Genomic DNA, 19,866 nt, shown 5'->3' with positions numbered 1-19,866 from the left:
GGGGAGTCACGCGCGTGAGCGGTCTGAAGCGGACGACCGAGAAGAACCTGATGGTCTTCTCCGGACGAGCACACCCCGAGCTGGCCGACGAGGTCGCTCAGATCCTCGACCAGGCCCTCGTCCCGACCTCGGCGTACGAGTTCGCCAACGGCGAGATCTACGTCCGCTACGAGGAGTCGGTGCGCGGCTGCGACGCCTTCGTGATCCAGAGCCACACCACTCCGATCAACGAGTGGATCATGGAGCACCTGATCATGGTCGACGCGCTCAAGCGCGCCTCCGCCAAGCGGATCACCGTGGTCATGCCGTTCTGGGGCTACAGCCGCCAGGACAAGAAGCACCGCGGTCGCGAGCCGATCTCGGCCCGCCTGATGGCCGACCTGTTCAAGACCGCGGGCGCCGACCGGATCATCACCGTCGACCTGCACGCCGACCAGCTCCAGGGCTTCTTCGACGGCCCCGTCGACCACCTGATGGCGCTGCCGATCCTCACCGACTACATCAAGCAGAAGTACGGCGACCAGGAGCTCGCCGTCGTCTCGCCCGACGCCGGCCGGATCAAGGTCGCCGAGCGCTGGGCGGCCCGCCTCGGCGGCGTACCGCTGGCGTTCATCCACAAGACCCGCCGCACCGACGTCGCCAACGAGGTCGTCGCCAACCGCGTGGTCGGCGACGTCAAGGGCCGCATGTGCGTGCTGACCGACGACATGATCGACACCGGTGGCACCATCGTGAAGGCCGCCGAGGCGCTCATGGCCGACGGCGCCGCGGGCGTCATCATCGCCGCCACCCACGCGATCCTCTCCGACCCCGCCGTGGACCGGCTCAAGAACTGCTCGGCCACCGAGGTCGTCATCACCAACACGCTGCCCGTGCCGCCCGAGAAGCAGTTCGACAAGCTCACCACGCTGTCGATCGCGCCGCTCGTGGCCCGGGCGATCCGTGAGGTGTTCGAGGACGGCTCGGTGACGAGCATGTTCGACGGCCACGCCTGAGCCATTTGGCGCTCGCTCCGCTCGCGCATGTCGCGCCGCCTGCCAACGCCGTTTCTTCCTCCCCCGCTCGCTCGTTCCTCGCTCGCTCCTCCGTCCAGAAACGGCGGGCGGCGCGACGAGACCCAGCCGAATGTCGTGCGCGACCGCACGACATTCGGCTGAGTGCTTTCCGTCGGGCGCGCCGCGTTGCCTGGACGAAGCGGAGCGAGCGCCAGCGAGCGCAGCGGAGGAAGGCGACGCGTCAAAGCGCGCCCGACATGCGAGCGAAGCGAGCCAAACCAACACCGTGAGTCCCTCACGCAGCGCACCAACCCCGCACCCTGGCCGGACCCCGACCCCGACCCCGACGCTGGCCCTCAGGCGTCCGCGAGAGCTCGCACGAACGCCCCGAACCCGGGGAGCGTGAAGCGCACCAGGCCGTGACCGACCGGCTCGATCACGCCCTTCTCGATCAGCCGCTCCCGGGGCACGCTGATGGCGCGGGAGTCGACGCCCATGCCCGCGGCGATGGCCGCGCGGGTGACGTTGCCGTCGCCGGCCGCGGCCATCGCGGCGAGGAAGCGCTGCTCCAGGCGGGAGGCCGCGCCCCAGCGGGCGCGGTGCATCGCGGCGAGCTGGTCGCGGGCGACGGGCAGGCCGCGCTTGACCTGGGCGAGCGTCAGCCGGGTGCCGGCGTCGGGCCCGGCGGCGTCCCAGGTGGTGGAGCCGAGGAGCTGGAGCAGGTAGGGGTAGCCGCGCGACTCGGCCACCACGGCCGCCAGGGCGCCGTCCGTCCAGGCCACCCCCTCTGCCTCGGCGGGGCCGACGAGGGCGGCGCGGGCGTCGTCGTTGGAGAGGACGTCGAGCGAGACGAAGGTGCTGCGCTCACCGAAGGTCGCGGCCCGGGTGAGCGCCTCGGGGGTGACCGGCAGGCCGGCGGCGACGGTGGCGAGCGGGTTCTCGGTGCGCTCGCCGTCGAGGTTCTGCAGGGTGTTGAGCAGCACCGACATCTCGTCGGCCGAGGCGGTGTGCAGCTCGTCGAGCAGCAGGAACAGGCCCGAGCCGCCGTGGGCGCGGACCGACGAGGCGGCGTCGTGGAGCAGGGACTCGAGCATGCCGATCGCGGCCTGCGGGGGAGCGGTCGCCGCCTCCTTGCGCGCGACCTCGGCCTGCACCTTCGCCCCTGGTACGCCGACCTCCACCGTGAGCCGGTCGAGCTGGCCGCGCCACCTCTTGTCCGTGGGTACGGCGTCCGCCCGCTCGAGCGCCCGCGCGACGCTGTGCGCGATCGCCGAGAGGACCGGCTGTTGGCGGGAGCAGGCCACCCACGCGGTCACGAAGCCGGCCTCGACGGCGCCGCGCTGCGCCGCGCGCAGCAGCGACGTCTTGCCGATCCCGCGCGGCGCGTGGAACACCATGAGTGGTCCGCCGAGCTCGCCGTACGTCGCGACCCGGGCCAGCAGGCCCTCGATCCGGCGCATCTCCACGGCCCGCCCGGCGAGGATCCGGGGCACCTGGCCGGGGGTGTAGGGATTGCTCGGCATGCCGCCTCCCGCGGGTGATACGACTTTATACTTGGTCGAAGTATAAAGACGTATCTGGCCGTTCGCCGGACTCAGAGGTACGGGTCGGTGATCTCGCGCAGCGCTGACAGGGCGTCGCGCAGCGCGGCCATCCGGCGCGGCCCGAGGTGCGCCTCCCAGGTCGCCTCGAGCTGCCGCAGCGCCTCCGTCGCGGCCGCCCGCGCCTGCTCGCCGCGCCCGGCGACCCGCACCAGTCGGGCCCGCGCGTCGGTCGGGTCGGGCACGCGCTCGACGTACCCACCGGCCTCGAGCTGGTCGACCATGTAGCCGACCGTCTGCTTGGTGACCTGGGCCGACTCGGCGAGCTCGGTCAACCGCGAGCCCGAGTCCGCGATCCGCGCGAAAACCCGTGCCTGGGCCAGTGTCAGGTCGTCGAAGCCCCGCGCGGCGAGGTGCTCGAGGGACGCGTTCTCGGCGTACCTGTAGGGGATGAACAGCAGCAGCGGCGTGGGGGAGGGATCGGGCACGACTGCTCCTTGACAAGATGGTCAGAAGTTCTGACTATCGAGGGGAGACTAGCAAGCGAGGTGCCCCGATGGACGTCGACACGGCGTGGCAGCACACCCACGAGCAGCGCCGCGCGCTGGCGGACCTGTTGGCCGGGCTCGACGACGCGGCCTGGGCCACGCCGTCGGTGTGTCCCGGCTGGAGTGTCCGCGACGTCGCCGCGCACGTGATCTCCGTGCCCCAGATGACCTGGGGACCGTTCCTGCGCGCGTGCGTCCGCGGCGGGTTCTGGGTGCCAAGGGTCGGGTTGCTCGAGGGCCGCCGGCGTGGGCGGGCGGAGATCCCTGCCATCCTCGAGCAGTACGAGACGTACGACGGCTCGCGCGTCTCGACGCCGTTCACGGGCCACCTCGAGCCGTTGATGGACGTGCTCGTGCACGTCCAGGACATCGTCCGGCCGCTCGGGTTGCACCGCGACGCGCCGCCGGAGGCGGCTGCTGCCGCCGCGGACACGGCCTTGCGGCTCGGTCTCTTCCTCGGCCGGCCCCGCCTCGGCGGCGTCCGGTTGGTCGCGACCGACGTCGCGTGGAGCCACGGCGACGGAGCCGAGGTGCGGGCACCGATGCTGGAGCTGCTGCTCCTGTGCACGGGGCGCGCGGCCGACGGCGCGCTGGTCGAGGGTGACGGCCGGTCGCTGGTCCGGCTGGCCTGACGGCGTCGGCTCGAGGCTCAGGAGAGGGTGGCGACCGCCGCCAGCCCCTCGCCGCTCACCAGGTCCGGGTCGGGCGCCCGGCCCGAGGCGAGCATGAGCAGCTCCTGGATCGGCCCGGTGATCGTCGGGCCGGAGCCGCGGTCCCAGGCGACGTCGGTGGCGACCATCCGCACGCTGCGCACGAGCTTGCCCGAGCCCATGAGGAAGGCGAGGCGTCGTACCCGGTCGGCGGCCACGGCCGCCGCCTCCGGCGCCATGGCGCGTCGTACGCCGAGGGGCCGGGCGATGTCCTGGTGGTGCAGGAGCGCGTCGATCAGCGGCTCGACCGAGGTGGTGGTCGGGACGTGGTGGGTGCTCGTCGCGTAGCGCTCGAAGTCGCCGAGGATGCTCTCGCGGGTCTCGCGCGCTCCCAGCCGCTTCACCTCGCGGTAGATCATCGTGTTGTAGCCGCGACCGAGGTTGCGCACCGTCATCCCGGGCATCTGCGCCCACCCGATCCGAGGAGTCGAGATGACGTGGGCGGCGACGTCGTGAACGGTCCAGCCGGGGCAGAGCGTGTCGTGCGCCCAGTCGGCGGGGTCGAGGTCGGCCAGTGTCGCCGCCAGCGCGGCGCGCTCGGCGTGGATGTGCGCCCAGATCGCGGCCTTGTCCATGTCGACCTCCATTTGGTCAGTCTCCCTGACTGATATAGTCAGCCTGACTGACCAATTCGTCAAGGCCCGAGGAGGATGTGATGGCACACCCGGCGCTGTTGATGTTCATCGGTGCGCGCTACGTCGAGCAGCGGGTCTCCGACGCCGTCGCGGCCGCCGGCTACGGCGACATCACGCCGGCCATGGGCCGGGTCGCCGCCCGGCTGAGCGAGGAGGGGATCCGGGTGACCGAGCTGGCCGAGCAGGCCCGGATCACCAAGCAGAGCGCGAGCGTCCTGGTCGACCAGCTCGAGCGGGCGGCGTACGTCGAACGCGTGCCGGATCCCGCCGACGCCCGGGCCCGGCTCGTGGTGATCGCGCCGCGCGGGCGTGAGGTCCAGCGGGTCGCGCGCCGCGAGGAGCGGGCGATCGAGCGGGAGTGGACGCGCCACCTCGGCGCGGAGCGGATGGCGGCGTTGCGGGCGGCGCTCACCGACCTGCGCGAGATCACCGACCCGTACCAGTGACGATTTCGTCCGGCCCGCCCGTCGCGAGTAGTCTTCTCCGGTTGCCTCGGCGAGGGAGCACCCGCTTCTGTGACTCCGTGATCGACTGGGCCGGTACGTCTTCATGACGCCGCGCGCCCTGCCGGTCACCGGGTGAGGGAAGCGCGGCGTTTCTCGTCTCCGGGCAGCCGCCACCACCACGCGACGATCAGGAGATCCCCATGAGCACCGAGAAGATCCAGGCCGAGGTCCGCACCGAGTTCGGCAAGGGCGCCGCCCGCCGCATCCGCCGCGAGAACAAGATCCCCGCCGTCGTCTACGGCCACGGCAACGAGCCGGTCCACCTGACCCTCCCGGGCCACGACACGATGATGGCGATCAAGCACGGTGGCGCCAACGCGGTCCTCGAGCTCGAGTTCGACGGTACGTCGCAGCTCGCCCTCACCAAGCAGGTCCAGGTCGACCCGGTCCGCCGCGTCCTGGAGCACGTCGACTTCGTCGCCGTGAAGCGTGGCGAGAAGGTCACCGTCGACGTCCCCGTGCACGTCGTGGGCGACGCCGCCGCCGAGACCCTGGTCGTCACCGAGAACGCGACCGTCCAGGTCGAGGCCGAGGCCACCCACATCCCCGAGCAGTTCGAGGTCAGCGTCGAGGGCGCCGAGGCCGGCACCCAGATCCTCGCGAGCCAGATCGAGCTGCCGAACGGCGTCTCGCTGCTCACCGAGGCCGACACGCTGGTCGTCAACGTGACCGCCGCGCAGACCGCCGAGCAGGCCGAGGCCGAGCTGGAGGAGGCCGAGGCCGAGGCCGGCATCGAGCGGGACGAGCCCGAGGCCGAGGCCGCTGAGGGTGGCGACTCCGAGTGATCGGCAGGCTCAGGTGGTACCTGGGCCGTCTCATCTCCCCGGCGCGGACGCCCGCGCCGGGGAGCACCGCCGTACCCGACGAGGAGACCTTCGTGGCTGACGCGACCAGCGCCGACGTCTGGCTCGTCGTCGGGCTCGGCAACCCCGGCCCGTCGTACGCCGGGCACCGGCACAACATCGGCTACCTGGTGGTCGACGAGCTCGCCCGCCGGATGGGCAGCGGCTTCCGCGCCCACAAGACCGGCCGCGCCGACGTCGTCGAGGGCCGACTCGGCGCCCCGGGCGTCCCCGGCCCCCGGGTGGTGCTGGCCAAGTCCCGCTCGTACATGAACGAGTCGGGCGGCCCGGTCAAGGCGCTCGCGACCTTCTACAAGGTCCCTGCCGACCGGGTGATCGCGATCCACGACGAGCTCGACATCGACTTCGGCACGCTGCGCGTCAAGAAGGGCGGCGGCGACAACGGCCACAACGGCCTCAAGTCGATGCGCTCCTCGCTGGGCACCGGCGACTTCTACCGGGTCCGGGCCGGCATCGGCCGCCCGCCGGGTCGCCAGGAGGTCGCCGACTTCGTGCTGTCCAACTACGGCACGGTCGAGCGCAAGGAGCTGCCGTTCCAGATCGACTCGGCCGCCGACGCCGTGGAGTCGCTCATCTCCGACGGCCTCGAGAAGACGCAGTCCCGCTTCAACAGTTGAGCCGCCTTCCCCCGAACCGTTCGATCGAACGGATCGGGGGAGGAATGGGGCCCGGAACCCCCTCGAACCGTTCGATCGAACGATTCGGGGGCACTCGGCGGCCCGCTGTCCTGCCCACCGGCACGACTGCGCCCGGGTTCGAGCGGCCCATTACGCTGGCGGCGTGACTTTCGAGCCCGGTACCCCCGCTCCCGAGGTCGTCGCCGACGACCACCTCCTTGCTGCCTGGCTGGCCGAGGAGGCCGGCCGCCGCCTGCTGGAGGTGCGGACCGAGGGCCTGGAGGGCAAGGAGCTCAAGGACGCCGGCGACCGCGCGGCGCACGTGCTGCTGATGGACCTGCTGGCGACGTACCGTCCCGACGACGCCGTCCTGTCCGAGGAGGCGCTCGAGAGCGCGGCCGACAAGGACGCCCGGCTCACTGCCAGCAAGGTCTGGATCGTCGACCCGCTCGACGGCACCCGGGAGTTCTCCGAGCCGCCGCGCGACGACTGGGCGGTGCACGTCGCGCTCTGGCAGGACGGCGAGCTGGTCGCCGGTGCCGTCGCGCAGCCGGCACTGGGCGAGACCTTCAACACCGGCACCCCGCCGGTCGTCCCGGCGCGCACCTCGCAGCGGCCGCGGATCGCAGTCTCCCGCACCCGCCCGCCGGCGTTCGTCGAGGCGCTGGCGAAGGAGCTCGACGCCGAGCTGGTCCCGATGGGCTCGGCCGGCGTGAAGATGATGTCGGTCGTGCGCGACGTGGCGGACGCCTACGTGCACGCGGGCGGCCAGTACGAGTGGGACTCGGCCGCGCCGGTCGCGGTCGCGCGGGCCGCGGGCCTGTTCACCTCGCGGGTCGACGGCAGCGAGCTGGCCTACAACCAGGCCGACGTCTACCTGCCCGACGTGATCGTGTGCCGTCCCGAGCTGTCCGAGCAGATCCTCGCCTTCATCGCCGCGAACGGCACCGACTGACGGTGGCGGGCGACACCGAGGAGCGGGTACGACGCGGGCCGAGCATCGACTGGCCCGCCACCTTCGCGGGCGCCGGTGCGGCCGTCACGGTCGCCGTCCTGCTGTCGACCCTCGGTGCCGCCGGGACCCTGATCGGCGCTGCCCTCGGCAGCGTCATCGCGACGGTCAGCTCGGCCCTCTACAAACAGGGGATCGAGACCAGCCGGCGCCGGGTCGCCGAGGTGCAGGCCGCGGCGCTGGAGCGTGAGGCGGCCCGCGCCCACCGGCACGTCGAGGCGACCGAGGTGCTCGACGCCGTCGACGCGGCCGAACCCGACGAGCCTGACGGCTCCGACGGCACCGCCCCGGCTCCGGGCGGCAACCGCTGGGCGGCGCTGCCGTGGAAGCGACTCGCGCTGCTGGCCGGCATGGTCTTCCTGATCGCGGTCGTCGCGATCAGCGTGGTCGAGCTGATCGCCGGCAAGAGCGTCTCGACCATCACCGGCGGCACCGACGGCAAGGACCACACCTCCATCGGTGGCGTGTTCGGCGGCGGCGACGACACAGGCAAGGACAAGCAGCAGCAGGAGCTGCCGGCCGAGGAGACCCCGACGCCGACGCCGACCCCGAGCGAGACCGCGACCGTCGTACCGACGCAGGGCACGGACCCGGCGACGCCCGTCGACACCTCGACGCCGACCGAGACGCCCACGCCGACCGAGCCGACCACCCCGACGCCGACCCCGACGCCGTCCGCGAGCGTCACCCCGTCGGCCTCGATCACGCCCTGACCGAAACCCGTTTGCCCGCGCGGCGGGTCCCGGCGAGGGTGGGTGCGTGACGTCGTACATCTCCCACACCACCATCGACTGCGCCAACGCCTACGAGCTCTCGGAGTGGTGGAAGCCGGTCCTCGGCTACACCGACCTGCCCGGCGACCCCAACGAGCCTGGGCACGAGGAGTGCATGATCATCGACCCCGAGACCGGCCACCAGGTGCTGTTCATCGAGGTCCCCGAGCCGAAGACCGGCAAGAACCGGATGCACTTCGACCTGCGCCCGCGCACCGGCACCCGCGACGAGGAGATCGAGCGGCTGTTGGCGTACGGCGCCGTGGAGGTCGCCGACCACCGCGGCATCCGCGGCCCGGGCAGCGGGTGGATGACCTTCGCCGACCCGGAGGGCAACGAGTTCTGCGTGGTGCGCTCGCAGGGCGAGCTCACGAATACCTAGAAGACGTTGAGTGGCCGGAACTGCACGGAGATCCGCGGTCCGGCAGTGGCGACCTTCGGTACGGCGTGCTCCCAGGTGCGCTGGCACGAGCCGCCCATCACGACCAGGTCGCCATGGCCCATCTCGACGGCGAACGCCTCGTCGCGCCGCTCGGGGTCGCGCGGGCGCAGGTGCAGTCGGCGCGGGTCGCCGACCGAGACGATCGCGACCATGGTGTCGTCGATGGAGCCACGCCCGATGGTGTCGCCGTGCCAGGCGACGCTGTCGCGCCCGTCGCGGTAGTAGCAGCAGCCGGCGGTGCGGAACGGCTCGCCGAGCTCGGCGGCGTACCGCTGTGTCAGTCGCTCGCGGGCATCGGCGAGCGCCGGGTGGGGGAGCTCGTCGCCGATCATGTAGGTGAACACCAGGCGGGGCACGTCGACCACCCGGTCGTACATCGCTCGCCGCTCGGCACGCCACGGCACGTCGCGGACCAGGGTGGCGAACACGTCGTCGGCGTCGGGCAGCCAGTCGCGGGCGACGTCGACCCAGGCGCCGGCGCTGAGCACGCGCCGCTCGGTGGTGACCTCGCTCGCCGCGGCGTCGAACAGGCTGGTCTGGAAGTCGACCGTCATGGACCGATGATAACCCGGAGTCGAACAGGTGTTCGCATGCCGCGCTCGGCAAAATTCCGCCTGTTCCCGGGACGCTGTCCCGGTCACGTCCCTACTGTCGACACCCAGCGCGCCGGCACCAGGGGGGTCGATGAGCCGCTCTCTCAAGCACGTGACGATCCGCGAGTACGTCCGCGACCTGGTCGCCGGCAGCGCGCCCGGCACGGCCGCACCGTCCGAGCGTGACCTGGTCGACCGCTTCGGCGTCGCGCGGATGACGGTGCGCCAGGCCCTCGACGCGCTGGTCGGGGAGGGCGTGCTGGAGCGGGTGCCCGGTCGGGGGACGTTCGTCGCCGCGCCCCGTCGTACGGCGACCGGCGTGCTCGGCTTCTCCGAAGAGATGACCCGCCGCGGCATGGTCGCCGAGACCCGGACCCTGGTCGCCGAGCGGATCCCCGCCGGCGACGGGCTCGCGGCCGCGCTGCAGGTGGGCGTCGGCGCGCCGCTGGTGCGCTGGCGGCGGCTGCGGATGGCCGACGGCCGCCCGGTATGCCTGTCCGAGACGTACCTCGTCGAGCGGCGGGTGCCCGGGCTGGTCGAGTCCCTGCCCGGCAGCCTGTACGACGACCTCGGGGCGCGCGGCCTGCGGCCGACGTGGTCGGAGGACGTGCTCGCCGCGTGCGCCGCGGGCGAGGAGGAGGCGGCTCTGCTGGAGGTGCCGGGTGGCGCGCCGGTGCTGCGCCACGACCGCCGGGCGTGTGCGGAGGAGGTCGTCGTCGAGGTGTCGCGCACGGTCTACCGCGGCGACCACCACGCGGTCAGCCTGCTGCTGGGCGGCTGATCAGGAGAGCCCGCCGAGCGGCGCGACCTCCACCCCGGACTCCTCGCAGACCCAGGTCGGGTCCGGCCCGCCGAGGTCGGGCTCGATGTGCAGTGCGTGGACCGGCCCGTCGTCGCAGGTCGTGCACAGCGGCCACAGGCCCTCGCGGGCCTGTCGGCCGAACCGGTCGGCGAGCCCGTCCTGCACGTCCTGGGCGACCAGGCCGGCGATGAACGCCGCTCCCTCGGGCCATTGCTCGAGCCACCAGCGGCGCTCCGAGCAGGCCTCCTCGAGCAGGGTCACGGAGTCCGGCGTACCGAGGGCACGGGCCTGCAGGTCGGCCAGCACCTGCGCTCGGGCACGGAAGATCACGCTGTCGTCCACAGGTCCATTGTGCGCAGGTTTGGTGACGCACCCCGGCGGGGCATCGCAGCCGGCACCGCTCCCGAACCGCGGGAGCCACCGAGAGGGGACCGCCATGACCCTGTCCGCCGTGTGGGCCGACCTCGACCGGCTCGACGACGAGATGGCCGAGCTCGCGGGCCAGGCCGCCGAGCTGACGTCGTACGCCGGGCGCTGGGTGTGCCAGCGGGCCGGCTTCGAGCCCAGCCCGCTGTGCCTGCTGCGTCCGCTGGCCGAGCTGATGGACCTGCTCGCCGACGGTTTCGGCGACCTGCGGTCCCTCGCGCTCGACGACTGGGCCGACCTGCGGCACGGTGTCGCCTCGACCCGCCGCGACCTCGGGGCGGTCGACGACGGCGTGGTCGGCCTGCTGCCCGTGGCGGCGTGATGACGGCCGACCCGCTGGCCCTGCCGGAGCCCGCGCTGGGTCCCGAGCGGCTGCGCCACGACGCGGAGTTCCGAGCCCTGGACCGCGGCTTCGACCGGGTCCGCGACACGGTCAACACGGGCATCGACGTCCTCAACGACCTCGGCCTGGGGTTGCGCCGGCTGCCGGAGGAGAGCCTGCAGGAGCTGGTGGTGCTGCCGCTGACCGGCGATCACCGCCGGATCCGGCAGAACGCCGCGGCGATCGGGTACGTCGACGCGGCGCTCGCCCGCTACGCCGGCTCCACCGCCCGGCTAGCGCTCGCCGTGGACCCGCGCTGGGAGGGCGACGCGGCGGCGTCGTACCTGCTCCGGGTGGGGCGGCACGCGGCCGCGGCCCGCGCCGGCGGCGAGCTGCTGCGGCTGGGCGTCCCGGTCTTCGAGGAGGTCGCCCGCTTCGCCGAGCGGCTGACCGTCGAGGTCGAACGACTGGTCGTGGAGCTGGTCGAGAAGGGCACCCGCCTGGCGACCCGGCTGCTCGCCCGGGCCGCGGGCCCGGCCGGGTGGGCCGTCTTCACGGCCGACGTGGCGCTGCACGGGCTCGACGCCGTGGCGGACCTCGTCGACGACGCCCGCCGGCTGGTCGCGATCGTCGACCGGCTCCTCGCGATGAAGGAGGAGGTGATCGGCTGGGTCGACGAGCAGCGCGACCGGCTGGCGGCGTTGCGCCGGGTGGCGGACGTGGTCCGCGCCGAGCTCGGCCGCTAGCGGGACACTAGGCCGGCAGCCCGGCGAGCTCGCGCGCGACGTTGGCCCGCGCGGTCTGCTCCCATTGCCTGCGCCCGTGTGCCGTGCGGAACAGCGTCGGGGTGTCGGTCAGCGCCCGCAGCACCTCGGCCCGGCCGGCGGCGAACACGTCGTCGTCGAGGTGGGCGTACTCCGAGCGGACTGCGGCGACGTACTCGTCGTAGCGCTCCTGCGCGGCGGCGAGGATGGACAGGTCGGCGTCCGAGAGGGCGCACCCGTTGGCGTCGTCGGGCTCGGGGCGGTGGTGCTCGGTGAGCCGCACCAGCCGGGCCACTTCGGCCACGGTCGCGTCGTCGGTGTGGGCGGGCAGCGCGTCCTCGGCCCAGGTGGCCGAGCGCTCCTCGGCGTCGCGCTCGCCGTCGTACACGGCGTCGTGGAACCACGCCGCCAACAGCACCGGCGTGCGGTCGTACGCCGCGCCGGCGGCGGCCAGCTCACCGAGTCGCTGCAGCACCTCGGCGAGGTGGCGGGTGCCGTGGTGCCCGCGGCTCGGGTCGCCGTAGGCCGCCAGCAGCTCGTCGCGCAGGGCGTCGGCACCGGTCAGCGGCCAGGGCAGGTCGGTCACGTCGGGATGGTCGTCCTCCATCCGGACATTCAAACCGACCGCCCCGGCCGCTGTCACCGGCACCCCCGCATCGGGTGCTCAGTCGCCCTTCACGTTGACGATCTGGCGCAGCACGTGCCGGACCTCGACGAGGTCGGCGGCGTCGGCCATCACCCGGTCGATGTCCTTGTACGCCGCCGGGATCTCGTCGATGAACGCGTCGGTGTCGCGGTACTCGATGCCCGCCATCGCCTCCCGCAGCTGGTCGCGGGTGAAGGTCCGGCGGGCCTTCGACCGGGAGTACTCCCGCCCGGCACCGTGCGGAGCCGAGTTGAGGGCGACCGGGTTCCCGAGCCCGCTGACGACGTACGACGCCGTCCCCATCGACCCCGGGATCAGGCCGGGCCGGCCCTCCTCCGCGTTGATCGCACCCTTCCGGGACAGCCACACGTCGCGCCCGAAGTGGCGCTCCTGCTCGGTGTAGTTGTGGTGGCAGTTGATCTCCTCGACCCGCTCGACGTCGTCGGCGGAGCCGAGGCCCACCCACTCCGCGAACTGCCGGACCACCCGGTCCATCATCTCCTCGCGGTTGAGCAGGGCGTAGCGCTGCGCCCACCGCATCTCACGGATGTAGGCCCAGAACTCGTCGGTGCCCTCGGCGAGGTAGGCGAGATCCTTGTCGGGCAGCTCGATCCACCACTTCGCGCACAGGTCGCGGGCGACCTTGATGTGCTTCTGCGCGATCTTGTTGCCGACGCCCCGCGACCCCGAGTGGAGGAACAGCCAGACCCGCTGCTCCTCGTCGGCGGTCACCTCGATGAAGTGGTTGCCGGACCCGAGCGTGCCCAGCTGCAGCTCCCACTGCTTCGCGTACCGGCCGGGCTCGAAGCCCGCCTGCTCGGCCAGCGCGGTGAGCTCGGCGAGCCGGCGCTCGGTGTGGTCCCTGCTGATCGTGCGGTTGGCGGCGCCGGCCGAGAGCGGGACCGCCCGCTCGATGGCCTCCCGCAGCACGCGGCGGTCGGCGGGCAGCTGGTCGGTGGTGAACCGGGTGCGCACGGCGATCATGCCGCAGCCGATGTCGACGCCGACCGCGGCCGGGATGATCGCGCCGAGGGTCGGGATGACCGAGCCCACCGTCGCGCCCAGGCCCAGGTGAGCGTCGGGCATCAGTGCGAGGTGGGGGTGGATGAACGGCATGCTCGCCGTCGTCACCGCCTGGTCGCGGGTGCCCTGCTCGAGGATCGAAGCCCAGCTGAGGAGCTTCGGGGTGATCTTGTCCATCGTGGTGTCCTGCGTCGTGGCCCTTCTCGTGTCATGGGTCCGCAGGGTGCGGACCGGCGCACGAGGCTAGGTGCCCGGAAATGCGTTGCACACGTCATTTCCGCAGCGGTAGCCGCATCCACACGCTGTCGGGACCGCCGAGCTCGCCGGCGGTGCGGTGGGTCTCGCTGAACCCGTGGTGCTCGTAGAACGCACGGGCCCGGTCGTTGCCGGCCAGGTGCGCGAGCCGGATCGCGCTCGCCCCGGCGCCGGGGCCGGACACGACCGCATCGAGCAGCGCGGCGCCCGCACCGGTGCCCTGCGCCGAGGGCACGACGTACAGCTTCCAGAGGTCGACGACGTCGCCGTCGAGGGAGTACGTCGCCACGCCGGTCACGTGTCCGTCGGACTCGGACACGAGCACCCGCCCGGCGGCGATCGCCTGCGCGGTGCCCTCGGGCGACCACCACTCGGCCAAGCCGCGACGGACGTACTCCTCGCCGGCGATCGGGGTGTAGACGGCCGGCCACGTGGCGTGGCCGACCGCCACCACGGCGTCCACGTCCGCAGGCGTGGCCGGTCGGACGTGGACGCCCACGACTCAGACCACCGGGACGTTCGCCAGCGCCTCGGTCAGCGCCTGGTCCGACAGCGGGTCGTCCTCGAGCCTGCCGCTGAGGAAGCTCTCGTACGCGCCGAGCTCGAGCAGCCCGTGCCCGGACAGGCCGACCACGATCACCGGCGACGTCCCGGCCTCGGTCGCGGCGAGCGCCTCGCGTCGTACCTGGGCCAGGGCGTGGGACGACTCGGGTGCCGGGACGATGCCCTGGGTGCGGGCGAACTCGACCGCGGCCTCGAAGCACTCGCTCTGGTGCAGGGCGGCCGCGTCGATCAGGCCCTCGTTGACGGCGTGCGAGACCAGCGGCGCCATGCCGTGGTAGCGCAGGCCACCTGCATGGATGGTCGAGGGAACGAAGTCGTGGCCGAGCGTGTGCATCTTCATCAGCGGGGTGAGGCCGGCGGTGTCGCCGAAGTCGTAGCGGTACTCGCCGCGGGTCAGCGTCGGGCACGAGCTCGGCTCGACCGCGAGGATCCGCGGCGCCTGGTTGCCGGCGAGCTTCTCCCGCAGGAACGGGAAGGCGAGCCCCGCGAAGTTCGAGCCGCCGCCCGCGCAGCCGACGACCAGGTCGGCCCCGGACTCGCCGGCCTTGGCCAGCTGGAGCAGCGCCTCCTCGCCGATCACGGTCTGGTGGAGCAGCACGTGGTTGAGCACCGAGCCCAGCGCGTACTTGGCCTCCGGGTCCTGCGCCGCGACCTCGACCGCCTCGGAGATCGCGATCCCGAGCGAGCCCGGGTGCTCCTCGGGGAACGCCCTGCCCGACTCGGTCATCCGGCTCGGCGAGCGGTGCACCGTGCCACCGAAGACCTCGATCAGGGTGCGGCGCTGCGGCTTGGTGTCGTACGACGCCCCGACCTGCCACACCTCGCAGGTCACGCCGAACAGCGCGCTGGCGTAGGAGAGCGCCGTGCCCCACTGGCCGGCGCCGGTCTCCGTTGTCAGGCGGGTGATGCCGTTGATCTTGTTGTAGTAGACCTGCGGCACGGCCGTGTTGACCTTGTGCGAGCCGGCCGGCGAGACGCCCTCGTACTTGTAGTAGATCCGGGCGCTCGTGCCGAGCTTCTGCTCCCAGCGGCGGGCTCGGTAGAGCGGGCTGGGCCGGTACTGCCGGTAGACGTCGAGCACCGGCTCCGGGATGTCGACGTACCGCTCCGCGGTGACCTCCTGCGCGATCAGCTCCGGCGGGAACAGCGGCGCCAGGTCGTCGGGGCCGACCGGCTCGTGGGTACCCGGGTGCAGCGGCGGCGGGGGAGGCGTCGGCAGGTCGGCGACGATGTTGTACCAGCGGGTCGGCTGCTCGTCCGGCTCGAGTGTGTACATCACCTGGTCGTCGCTCATGGGGCGTCCTCTCGGTAGGTCTCTCGGGACCTCGGATCCTAGGCCTGCCGGCCGGGTCCGCTGGTGCCGTCCACGTGTGACAGCTCCGCCGCGCGGTGCCGCCTGTCGGACGCTGGCCTCGAACGACCACGCCGCGTAGGGCAGGATTCGGGGTGTGAGTGCTGACGACGCCCGGGCCGAGCTCCACCGACTCCGGTCGAGCATCGACAACCTCGACGCCGCCCTCGTGCACCTGCTGGCGGAACGGTTCAAGTGCACCGAGGCCGTGGGCCGGCTCAAGGCGCGCGCCTCGATGCCGCCGGCCGATCCCGCGCGTGAGGCGGTCCAGATCGCGCGGCTGCGGTCGATGGCGGAGAGCTCGGGGCTCGACCCGCACTTCGCCGAGAAGATCCTCAACGTGATCATCGCGGAGGTCATCCGCAACCACGAGCAATTCGCGGAGGCGAACGAGGACTGAGGCTCGCCGGACCTTGTAACTAAGAGATTCCGCGGGTAGGCGCGTGTCGGTGAAGCAGGACAGGCACGAGCCTCGGTAGCAGAAGAGGTGTCTAAAGCCGCCTTCTGTTCCCCGAGGTGCTCGTGCCTGCCCTGCCATCCTCTGTCATCGAACCGGTCTGGGACCAGTTCGCCGCGCTGATCCCCGAACACATCGACACCCACCCCCTGGGCTGCCACAACCCGCGCATCCCCGACCGCGTCGTCTTCGACAAACTCGTCCAAGTCCTCGTCCTCGGCGCCGCCTACGACAAGATCGCTGACCACACCTGCTCGGCGACCACCATCCGCAACCGCCGCGATGAGTGGATCGCCGCCGGGATCTTCGAAGCACTCGAACAGGCCTGCCTCGATGCCTACGACCGCATCGTCGGACTCGACCTGGCCGATGTGACCGCCGACGGCTGCCTGGCCAAAGCGCCCTGCGGGGGTCAAGCAGCCGGCAGATCCCCCGTGGATCGAGGGAAACTCGGCACCAAACGCTCCCTGCTCACCGACGGCAACGGCATCCCCGTGGGCTGCGTCATCGCGCCCGGGAACCGACACGACTCACCGTTCTTGCGCCCGACCCTGGAGACACTGGGCCGGTTCGAGACCCGCCTCGGTATCGGGTTCGGCATCGGCTTACCCGACGAGATCACCGTCCATCTCGACGCCGGCTACGACAGTGCCACCACCCGCGACCTGCTCGACGAGCTCGGCTGCCAAGCGGTGATCTCTCAGAAGGGCCACCCCCTCCAAGCCGGTCGGCGATGGGTCGTCGAACGCACCCATGCCTGGCACACCCGCGGGTTCAAGAAACTCGCCATCTGCACCGAACGCCGTACCCGCGTCATCGCGGCCTTCATCGCGCTCGCCAACGCTGTGATCATCACCCGGCAACTCCTCCGAGCCGCTTGGACCACCCACCGTTGGGACACCCGACCGGCCCGCCAGCCGTGACCTACCCGCGGAATCTCTAAGTGTTACAGCTCGGAATTCGGTGTCGGAGCGCCAGGGTAGTAGCAACAACGCCCGGGTGGTTCGTCAGGTCGGAGCGTCCAGCCCCCGGTGTCCGCAGTCACGTTGAACTCCGTCCTCCCGGGCGTTGTTGCTACTACCACGGCGCTGTGGCACGGGTTTTGGGCACGTAACACTTAGAGATTCCGCGGGTAGGCGCGTGTCGGTGAAGCAGGACAGGCACGAGCCTCGGTAGCAGAAGAGGTGTCTAAAGCCGCCTTCTGTTCCCCGAGGTGCTCGTGCCTGCCCTGCCATCCTCTGTCATCGAACCGGTCTGGGACCAGTTCGCCGCGCTGATCCCCGAACACATCGACACCCACCCCCTGGGCTGCCACAACCCGCGCATCCCCGACCGCGTCGTCTTCGACAAACTCGTCCAAGTCCTCGTCCTCGGCGCCGCCTACGACAAGATCGCTGACCACACCTGCTCGGCGACCACCATCCGCAACCGCCGCGATGAGTGGATCGCCGCCGGGATCTTCGAAGCACTCGAACAGGCCTGCCTCGATGCCTACGACCGCATCGTCGGACTCGACCTGGCCGATGTGACCGCCGACGGCTGCCTGGCCAAAGCGCCCTGCGGGGGTCAAGCAGCCGGCAGATCCCCCGTGGATCGAGGGAAACTCGGCACCAAACGCTCCCTGCTCACCGACGGCAACGGCATCCCCGTGGGCTGCGTCATCGCGCCCGGGAACCGACACGACTCACCGTTCTTGCGCCCGACCCTGGAGACACTGGGCCGGTTCGAGACCCGCCTCGGTATCGGGTTCGGCATCGGCTTACCCGACGAGATCACCGTCCATCTCGACGCCGGCTACGACAGTGCCACCACCCGCGACCTGCTCGACGAGCTCGGCTGCCAAGCGGTGATCTCTCAGAAGGGCCACCCCCTCCAAGCCGGTCGGCGATGGGTCGTCGAACGCACCCATGCCTGGCACACCCGCGGGTTCAAGAAACTCGCCATCTGCACCGAACGCCGTACCCGCGTCATCGCGGCCTTCATCGCGCTCGCCAACGCTGTGATCATCACCCGGCAACTCCTCCGAGCCGCTTGGACCACCCACCGTTGGGACACCCGACCGGCCCGCCAGCCGTGACCTACCCGCGGAATCTCTTAGTTACAAGCGGGTGCAGGCGAGGTGAGGTGGGCGAGCAGCAGCGCCGCGACCTCCTCCGGCGCCTCGTACGGCGCCAGGTGGCCGACTCCCGGCAGCACCTCCGACCGCCCGTCCGGTACGGCGGCCGCGAGCTCGGCCATCACGGCCGGCGGGGTCGCGAGGTCGTCGGCGCCGGCGACCGCGAGCAGGGGAACGCCCACCTCGCCCAGGCGCGGGCGCACGTCGAAGCCGGCGAGCGCCTCGCACGCGCGGGCGTAGCTCTCCGGGTCCACCGCGGCCAGGTCGGCGGCCGCGGCGGCGCGGCGCCCGTCCGACTCGCCGACCCGGGACCCGAACCACCGCGCGGGCGAGGACGCCACCATCGGCGCCATCCCCTCGGCACGGACCAGGGCAGCCCGCTCCGGCCACGTGGGCCAGGTGCCGAAGGCGGCCTCGCTGCACAGCACCGCCAGCGACGTCACCCGCGCCGGATGGTCGAGAGCGAGCTGGAGCCCGACAGCGCCGCCGACCGAGTCGCCGGCGTAGGCGAACGGGACGTCGGCCACCTCGGCGACCGCCGCCGCCACCGCCGCGGACAGCGAGGCCAGGGAGAAGCCCGGTGTCAGCCGGTCGACCGCCGGGCTCGCGCCGTGGCCGGGGAGGTCCCAGCCGAGGACGTTCCAGCCGGGCAGGGCGGACGCGACCGACCCCCAGAGCCGGTCGACCGTCGTGCCGAGCGACGGGCCGACGACCAGCAGCGGCCGCCCGGGGAGGCCGGCGAGGTGGCGGACCGCGACCGAGGGCAGCATCAGATCGCCGACGGGTGCTCGGTCAGCGGCGTGACCTCGATCTGCATGTAGGGGAACAGCGGCAGGTTCGACAGGATCTCGTGCAGGCGCGCGTTCGACTCGACGTCGAAGATGCTGATGTTGGAGTAGAGCCCGACGATGCGCCAGATGTGCGCCCACTCGCCGCCCCGCTGCAGCTCCTGGGAATACGCCCTCTCCCGCGCGACCGTGTCCTCCCTCTCGGCAGGGTCGAGGTCGCGCGGGATCGAGACGTCCATCCGGACACAGAAGAGCATCAGCGGACCGGGTCGAGGACGAAGCCGTAGTCGACGGTGACCGAGCCGTCGGCCTGGGGGACGGGGGCGAGCAGCAGCTCCGGCTTCACCGCCGAGGCGATGTCGTCGTCGTTGTGCTCGTCGCCGGGGAAGTAGAGCTGTGCGGTGAGCAGTTCGTGGCCGGGCGCGGACACCTTCACGTGCAGGTGGGCAGGACGCCAGGCGTGCCAGCCGGCGGCGGCGATCAGCTTGCCGCAGGAGCCGTCGGTCGGGATCTGGTACGGCGCCGGCTGGATCGTGTGGATCTCGAAGCCGCCCTCGGCGTCGGTGCGGAAGTTGCCGCGCAGGTTCCACTCCGGGATGCCCGGGGCGAACTGCGAGTAGAAGCCGTCGGCGTCCGCGTGCCACAGCTCGACCAGCGCGTTCTCGAGGACGGTGCCGTCGGTGGAGGTGACCTTGCCGGTCCACACCAGCGGGGTGCCGGACTCGCCCTCGCGCATCTCGATGGTGCCCTTGCTGCCGTGCTCCGGGGCGCCCGGGACGTAGTAGGGGCCCTCGATGGAGCCCTTGTTGCCCTCGCGGTGGGCGGTGTTGACGTCCTCGACGACGTGCTCGAGCCACACGTCGAGAAACAGCGGCCACTCGCCGTCCTCGCCGACGTTGATCATCCACGCCTTGAGCGCGTTGAACTCGTCGTAGGTGACCTTCTCGTCGCGGACCGTCTGGTAGACGGCGTCGAGCACGCGTCGGGCCAGGCGGTCGACCCGCTCGGGCGGGGTGCCGGCGACGGCGGCGAAGGGCGACTTGTCGGAGTGGAAGCGCTCGGTGGCGCTGGCGCCGGAAGCGGCGGCGGTGGCGACCTCGGTGGTCATGGCGGTGTC

26 protein-coding genes are annotated in these 19,866 nt (G+C 72.0%); 14 read left to right on the top strand and 12 right to left on the bottom strand.

Translation table 11 applies throughout. The annotated features are described in order from the left end of the window. Nucleotides 1-14: 14 nt before the first annotated feature. Nucleotides 15-995 carry a ribose-phosphate diphosphokinase gene (locus tag FBY23_RS22865; protein WP_186348242.1) on the top strand — a complete coding sequence of 327 codons (981 nt, stop codon included), beginning with the start codon at nt 15-17 and terminating at the stop codon, nt 993-995. A gap of 356 nt (nt 996-1,351) precedes the next feature. Here the strand turns inward: FBY23_RS22865 and FBY23_RS22860 are convergent, their stop codons facing one another. Beyond that, on the bottom strand, nt 1,352-2,518 hold the full coding sequence (locus tag FBY23_RS22860; protein WP_141800242.1) for an ATP-binding protein: 1,167 nt from the start codon (nt 2,516-2,518) through the stop codon (nt 1,352-1,354). Between the two features lie 71 nt (nt 2,519-2,589). Beyond that, the gene (locus tag FBY23_RS22855) at nt 2,590-3,024 is read right to left on the bottom strand and encodes a MarR family winged helix-turn-helix transcriptional regulator (RefSeq protein WP_141800241.1); all 435 of its coding nucleotides are present in this window, start codon (nt 3,022-3,024) and stop codon (nt 2,590-2,592) included. A 68-nt stretch (nt 3,025-3,092) separates the two neighbouring features. On the opposite strand from FBY23_RS22855, the gene FBY23_RS22850 reads away from it, so the two are divergent. Continuing rightward, the gene (locus FBY23_RS22850; RefSeq protein ID WP_141800240.1) at nt 3,093-3,716 is read left to right on the top strand and encodes a maleylpyruvate isomerase family mycothiol-dependent enzyme; all 624 of its coding nucleotides are present in this window, start codon (nt 3,093-3,095) and stop codon (nt 3,714-3,716) included. Nucleotides 3,717-3,733: 17 nt separating this feature from the next. On the opposite strand, the gene FBY23_RS22845 is transcribed toward FBY23_RS22850, so the two are convergent. Next, nucleotides 3,734-4,381: a maleylpyruvate isomerase family mycothiol-dependent enzyme gene (locus FBY23_RS22845; protein WP_141800239.1), complete on the bottom strand. Its 648-nt coding sequence runs from the start codon at nt 4,379-4,381 to the stop codon at nt 3,734-3,736. Between the two features lie 68 nt (nt 4,382-4,449). Here FBY23_RS22845 and FBY23_RS22840 point away from each other — a divergent pair, with 68 nt between their 5' ends. From FBY23_RS22840 to FBY23_RS22815, 6 genes are all read left to right on the top strand, one after another. Continuing rightward, entirely contained in the window at nt 4,450-4,875 is a 426-nt protein-coding gene (locus FBY23_RS22840; RefSeq protein ID WP_141800238.1) for a MarR family winged helix-turn-helix transcriptional regulator, read from the top strand. Between the two features lie 200 nt (nt 4,876-5,075). Next, complete coding sequence (locus tag FBY23_RS22835) at nt 5,076-5,720, top strand: 50S ribosomal protein L25/general stress protein Ctc (RefSeq protein WP_141800237.1); 645 nt, start codon at nt 5,076-5,078, stop codon at nt 5,718-5,720. Nucleotides 5,721-5,812: 92 nt separating this feature from the next. After that, a complete protein-coding gene (gene pth / locus FBY23_RS22830; RefSeq protein ID WP_141800236.1) occupies nt 5,813-6,415 on the top strand; it encodes an aminoacyl-tRNA hydrolase in 603 nt (200 codons plus the stop codon). 163 nt (nt 6,416-6,578) lie between these two features. Continuing rightward, nucleotides 6,579-7,370 (top strand): 3'(2'),5'-bisphosphate nucleotidase CysQ, encoded by a 792-nt coding sequence (locus FBY23_RS22825; protein WP_141800235.1) that lies wholly within the window; start codon nt 6,579-6,581, stop codon nt 7,368-7,370. A gap of 2 nt (nt 7,371-7,372) precedes the next feature. Then, the gene (locus FBY23_RS22820; RefSeq protein WP_141800234.1) at nt 7,373-8,140 is read left to right on the top strand and encodes a hypothetical protein; all 768 of its coding nucleotides are present in this window, start codon (nt 7,373-7,375) and stop codon (nt 8,138-8,140) included. A gap of 46 nt (nt 8,141-8,186) precedes the next feature. Beyond that, entirely contained in the window at nt 8,187-8,582 is a 396-nt protein-coding gene (locus FBY23_RS22815; protein WP_141800233.1) for a VOC family protein, read from the top strand. Here the strand turns inward: FBY23_RS22815 and FBY23_RS22810 are convergent. Further along, complete coding sequence (locus FBY23_RS22810) at nt 8,579-9,196, bottom strand: alpha-ketoglutarate-dependent dioxygenase AlkB (protein ID WP_141800232.1); 618 nt, start codon at nt 9,194-9,196, stop codon at nt 8,579-8,581. The two genes, FBY23_RS22815 and FBY23_RS22810, sit on opposite strands and share 4 nt — an antisense overlap. Nucleotides 9,197-9,326: 130 nt before the next feature. Here FBY23_RS22810 and FBY23_RS22805 point away from each other — a divergent pair, with 130 nt between their 5' ends. Then, complete coding sequence (locus FBY23_RS22805; protein WP_141800231.1) at nt 9,327-10,016, top strand: GntR family transcriptional regulator; 690 nt, start codon at nt 9,327-9,329, stop codon at nt 10,014-10,016. Here the strand turns inward: FBY23_RS22805 and FBY23_RS22800 are convergent, their stop codons facing one another. Next, nucleotides 10,017-10,379, bottom strand: coding sequence for a hypothetical protein (locus FBY23_RS22800; protein ID WP_141800230.1), 363 nt, complete (start codon nt 10,377-10,379; stop codon nt 10,017-10,019). Between the two features lie 94 nt (nt 10,380-10,473). Between FBY23_RS22800 and FBY23_RS22795 the strand changes: the two genes are divergently transcribed. Beyond that, nucleotides 10,474-10,785 (top strand): hypothetical protein, encoded by a 312-nt coding sequence (locus tag FBY23_RS22795; protein ID WP_141800229.1) that lies wholly within the window; start codon nt 10,474-10,476, stop codon nt 10,783-10,785. Further along, nucleotides 10,785-11,531, top strand: a complete 747-nt coding sequence (locus FBY23_RS22790) for a hypothetical protein (RefSeq protein ID WP_141800228.1) — start codon at nt 10,785-10,787, stop codon at nt 11,529-11,531. Before FBY23_RS22795 ends, FBY23_RS22790 begins: the two co-directional genes overlap by 1 nt. A 7-nt stretch (nt 11,532-11,538) precedes the next feature. Here FBY23_RS22790 and FBY23_RS22785 read toward each other — a convergent pair whose 3' ends face one another. The 4 genes from FBY23_RS22785 to FBY23_RS22770 form a co-directional block, all read right to left on the bottom strand. Continuing rightward, on the bottom strand, nt 11,539-12,156 hold the full coding sequence (locus tag FBY23_RS22785) for a hypothetical protein (protein WP_141800227.1): 618 nt from the start codon (nt 12,154-12,156) through the stop codon (nt 11,539-11,541). 57 nt (nt 12,157-12,213) lie between these two features. Next, a complete protein-coding gene (locus FBY23_RS22780; protein ID WP_141800226.1) occupies nt 12,214-13,395 on the bottom strand; it encodes an RtcB family protein in 1,182 nt (393 codons plus the stop codon). A gap of 94 nt (nt 13,396-13,489) precedes the next feature. Further along, nucleotides 13,490-13,936 carry a GNAT family N-acetyltransferase gene (locus FBY23_RS22775; protein ID WP_160158339.1) on the bottom strand — a complete coding sequence of 149 codons (447 nt, stop codon included), beginning with the start codon at nt 13,934-13,936 and terminating at the stop codon, nt 13,490-13,492. Nucleotides 13,937-13,975: 39 nt separating this feature from the next. After that, entirely contained in the window at nt 13,976-15,331 is a 1,356-nt protein-coding gene (locus tag FBY23_RS22770) for a TrpB-like pyridoxal phosphate-dependent enzyme (RefSeq protein ID WP_141800224.1), read from the bottom strand. Between the two features lie 154 nt (nt 15,332-15,485). Between FBY23_RS22770 and FBY23_RS22765 the strand changes: the two genes are divergently transcribed. The 3 genes from FBY23_RS22765 to FBY23_RS22755 all read left to right on the top strand — a co-directional run bounded on the left by FBY23_RS22765 (nt 15,486) and on the right by FBY23_RS22755 (nt 17,922). After that, nucleotides 15,486-15,788, top strand: coding sequence for a chorismate mutase (locus FBY23_RS22765; protein WP_141800223.1), 303 nt, complete (start codon nt 15,486-15,488; stop codon nt 15,786-15,788). 122 nt (nt 15,789-15,910) lie between these two features. Then, nucleotides 15,911-16,768, top strand: a complete 858-nt coding sequence (locus tag FBY23_RS22760; protein WP_141801220.1) for an IS5 family transposase — start codon at nt 15,911-15,913, stop codon at nt 16,766-16,768. A 296-nt stretch (nt 16,769-17,064) separates the two neighbouring features. Further along, a complete protein-coding gene (locus FBY23_RS22755; RefSeq protein WP_141801220.1) occupies nt 17,065-17,922 on the top strand; it encodes an IS5 family transposase in 858 nt (285 codons plus the stop codon). Nucleotides 17,923-17,939: 17 nt separating this feature from the next. Here the strand turns inward: FBY23_RS22755 and FBY23_RS22750 are convergent, their stop codons facing one another. The 3 genes from FBY23_RS22750 to catA are packed head-to-tail and all read right to left on the bottom strand — an operon-like array spanning nt 17,940 to nt 19,857. Continuing rightward, nucleotides 17,940-18,731 (bottom strand): alpha/beta fold hydrolase, encoded by a 792-nt coding sequence (locus FBY23_RS22750; RefSeq protein ID WP_222117917.1) that lies wholly within the window; start codon nt 18,729-18,731, stop codon nt 17,940-17,942. Then, the gene (gene catC / locus FBY23_RS22745; protein WP_141800222.1) at nt 18,731-19,006 is read right to left on the bottom strand and encodes a muconolactone Delta-isomerase; all 276 of its coding nucleotides are present in this window, start codon (nt 19,004-19,006) and stop codon (nt 18,731-18,733) included. The genes FBY23_RS22750 and catC overlap by 1 nt, the downstream gene beginning before the upstream one ends. Beyond that, on the bottom strand, nt 19,006-19,857 hold the full coding sequence (gene catA / locus FBY23_RS22740) for a catechol 1,2-dioxygenase (protein ID WP_141800221.1): 852 nt from the start codon (nt 19,855-19,857) through the stop codon (nt 19,006-19,008). Before catA ends, catC begins: the two co-directional genes overlap by 1 nt. Nucleotides 19,858-19,866 lie beyond the last annotated feature (9 nt).

The sequence above is a fragment of the Nocardioides sp. SLBN-35 genome, from assembly GCF_006715725.1.
GTDB lineage: Bacteria > Actinomycetota > Actinomycetes > Propionibacteriales > Nocardioidaceae > Nocardioides.
The sequence above is the reverse complement of the archived record's forward strand: the minus strand, read 5'-3'. Positions and strand labels throughout refer to the sequence as shown.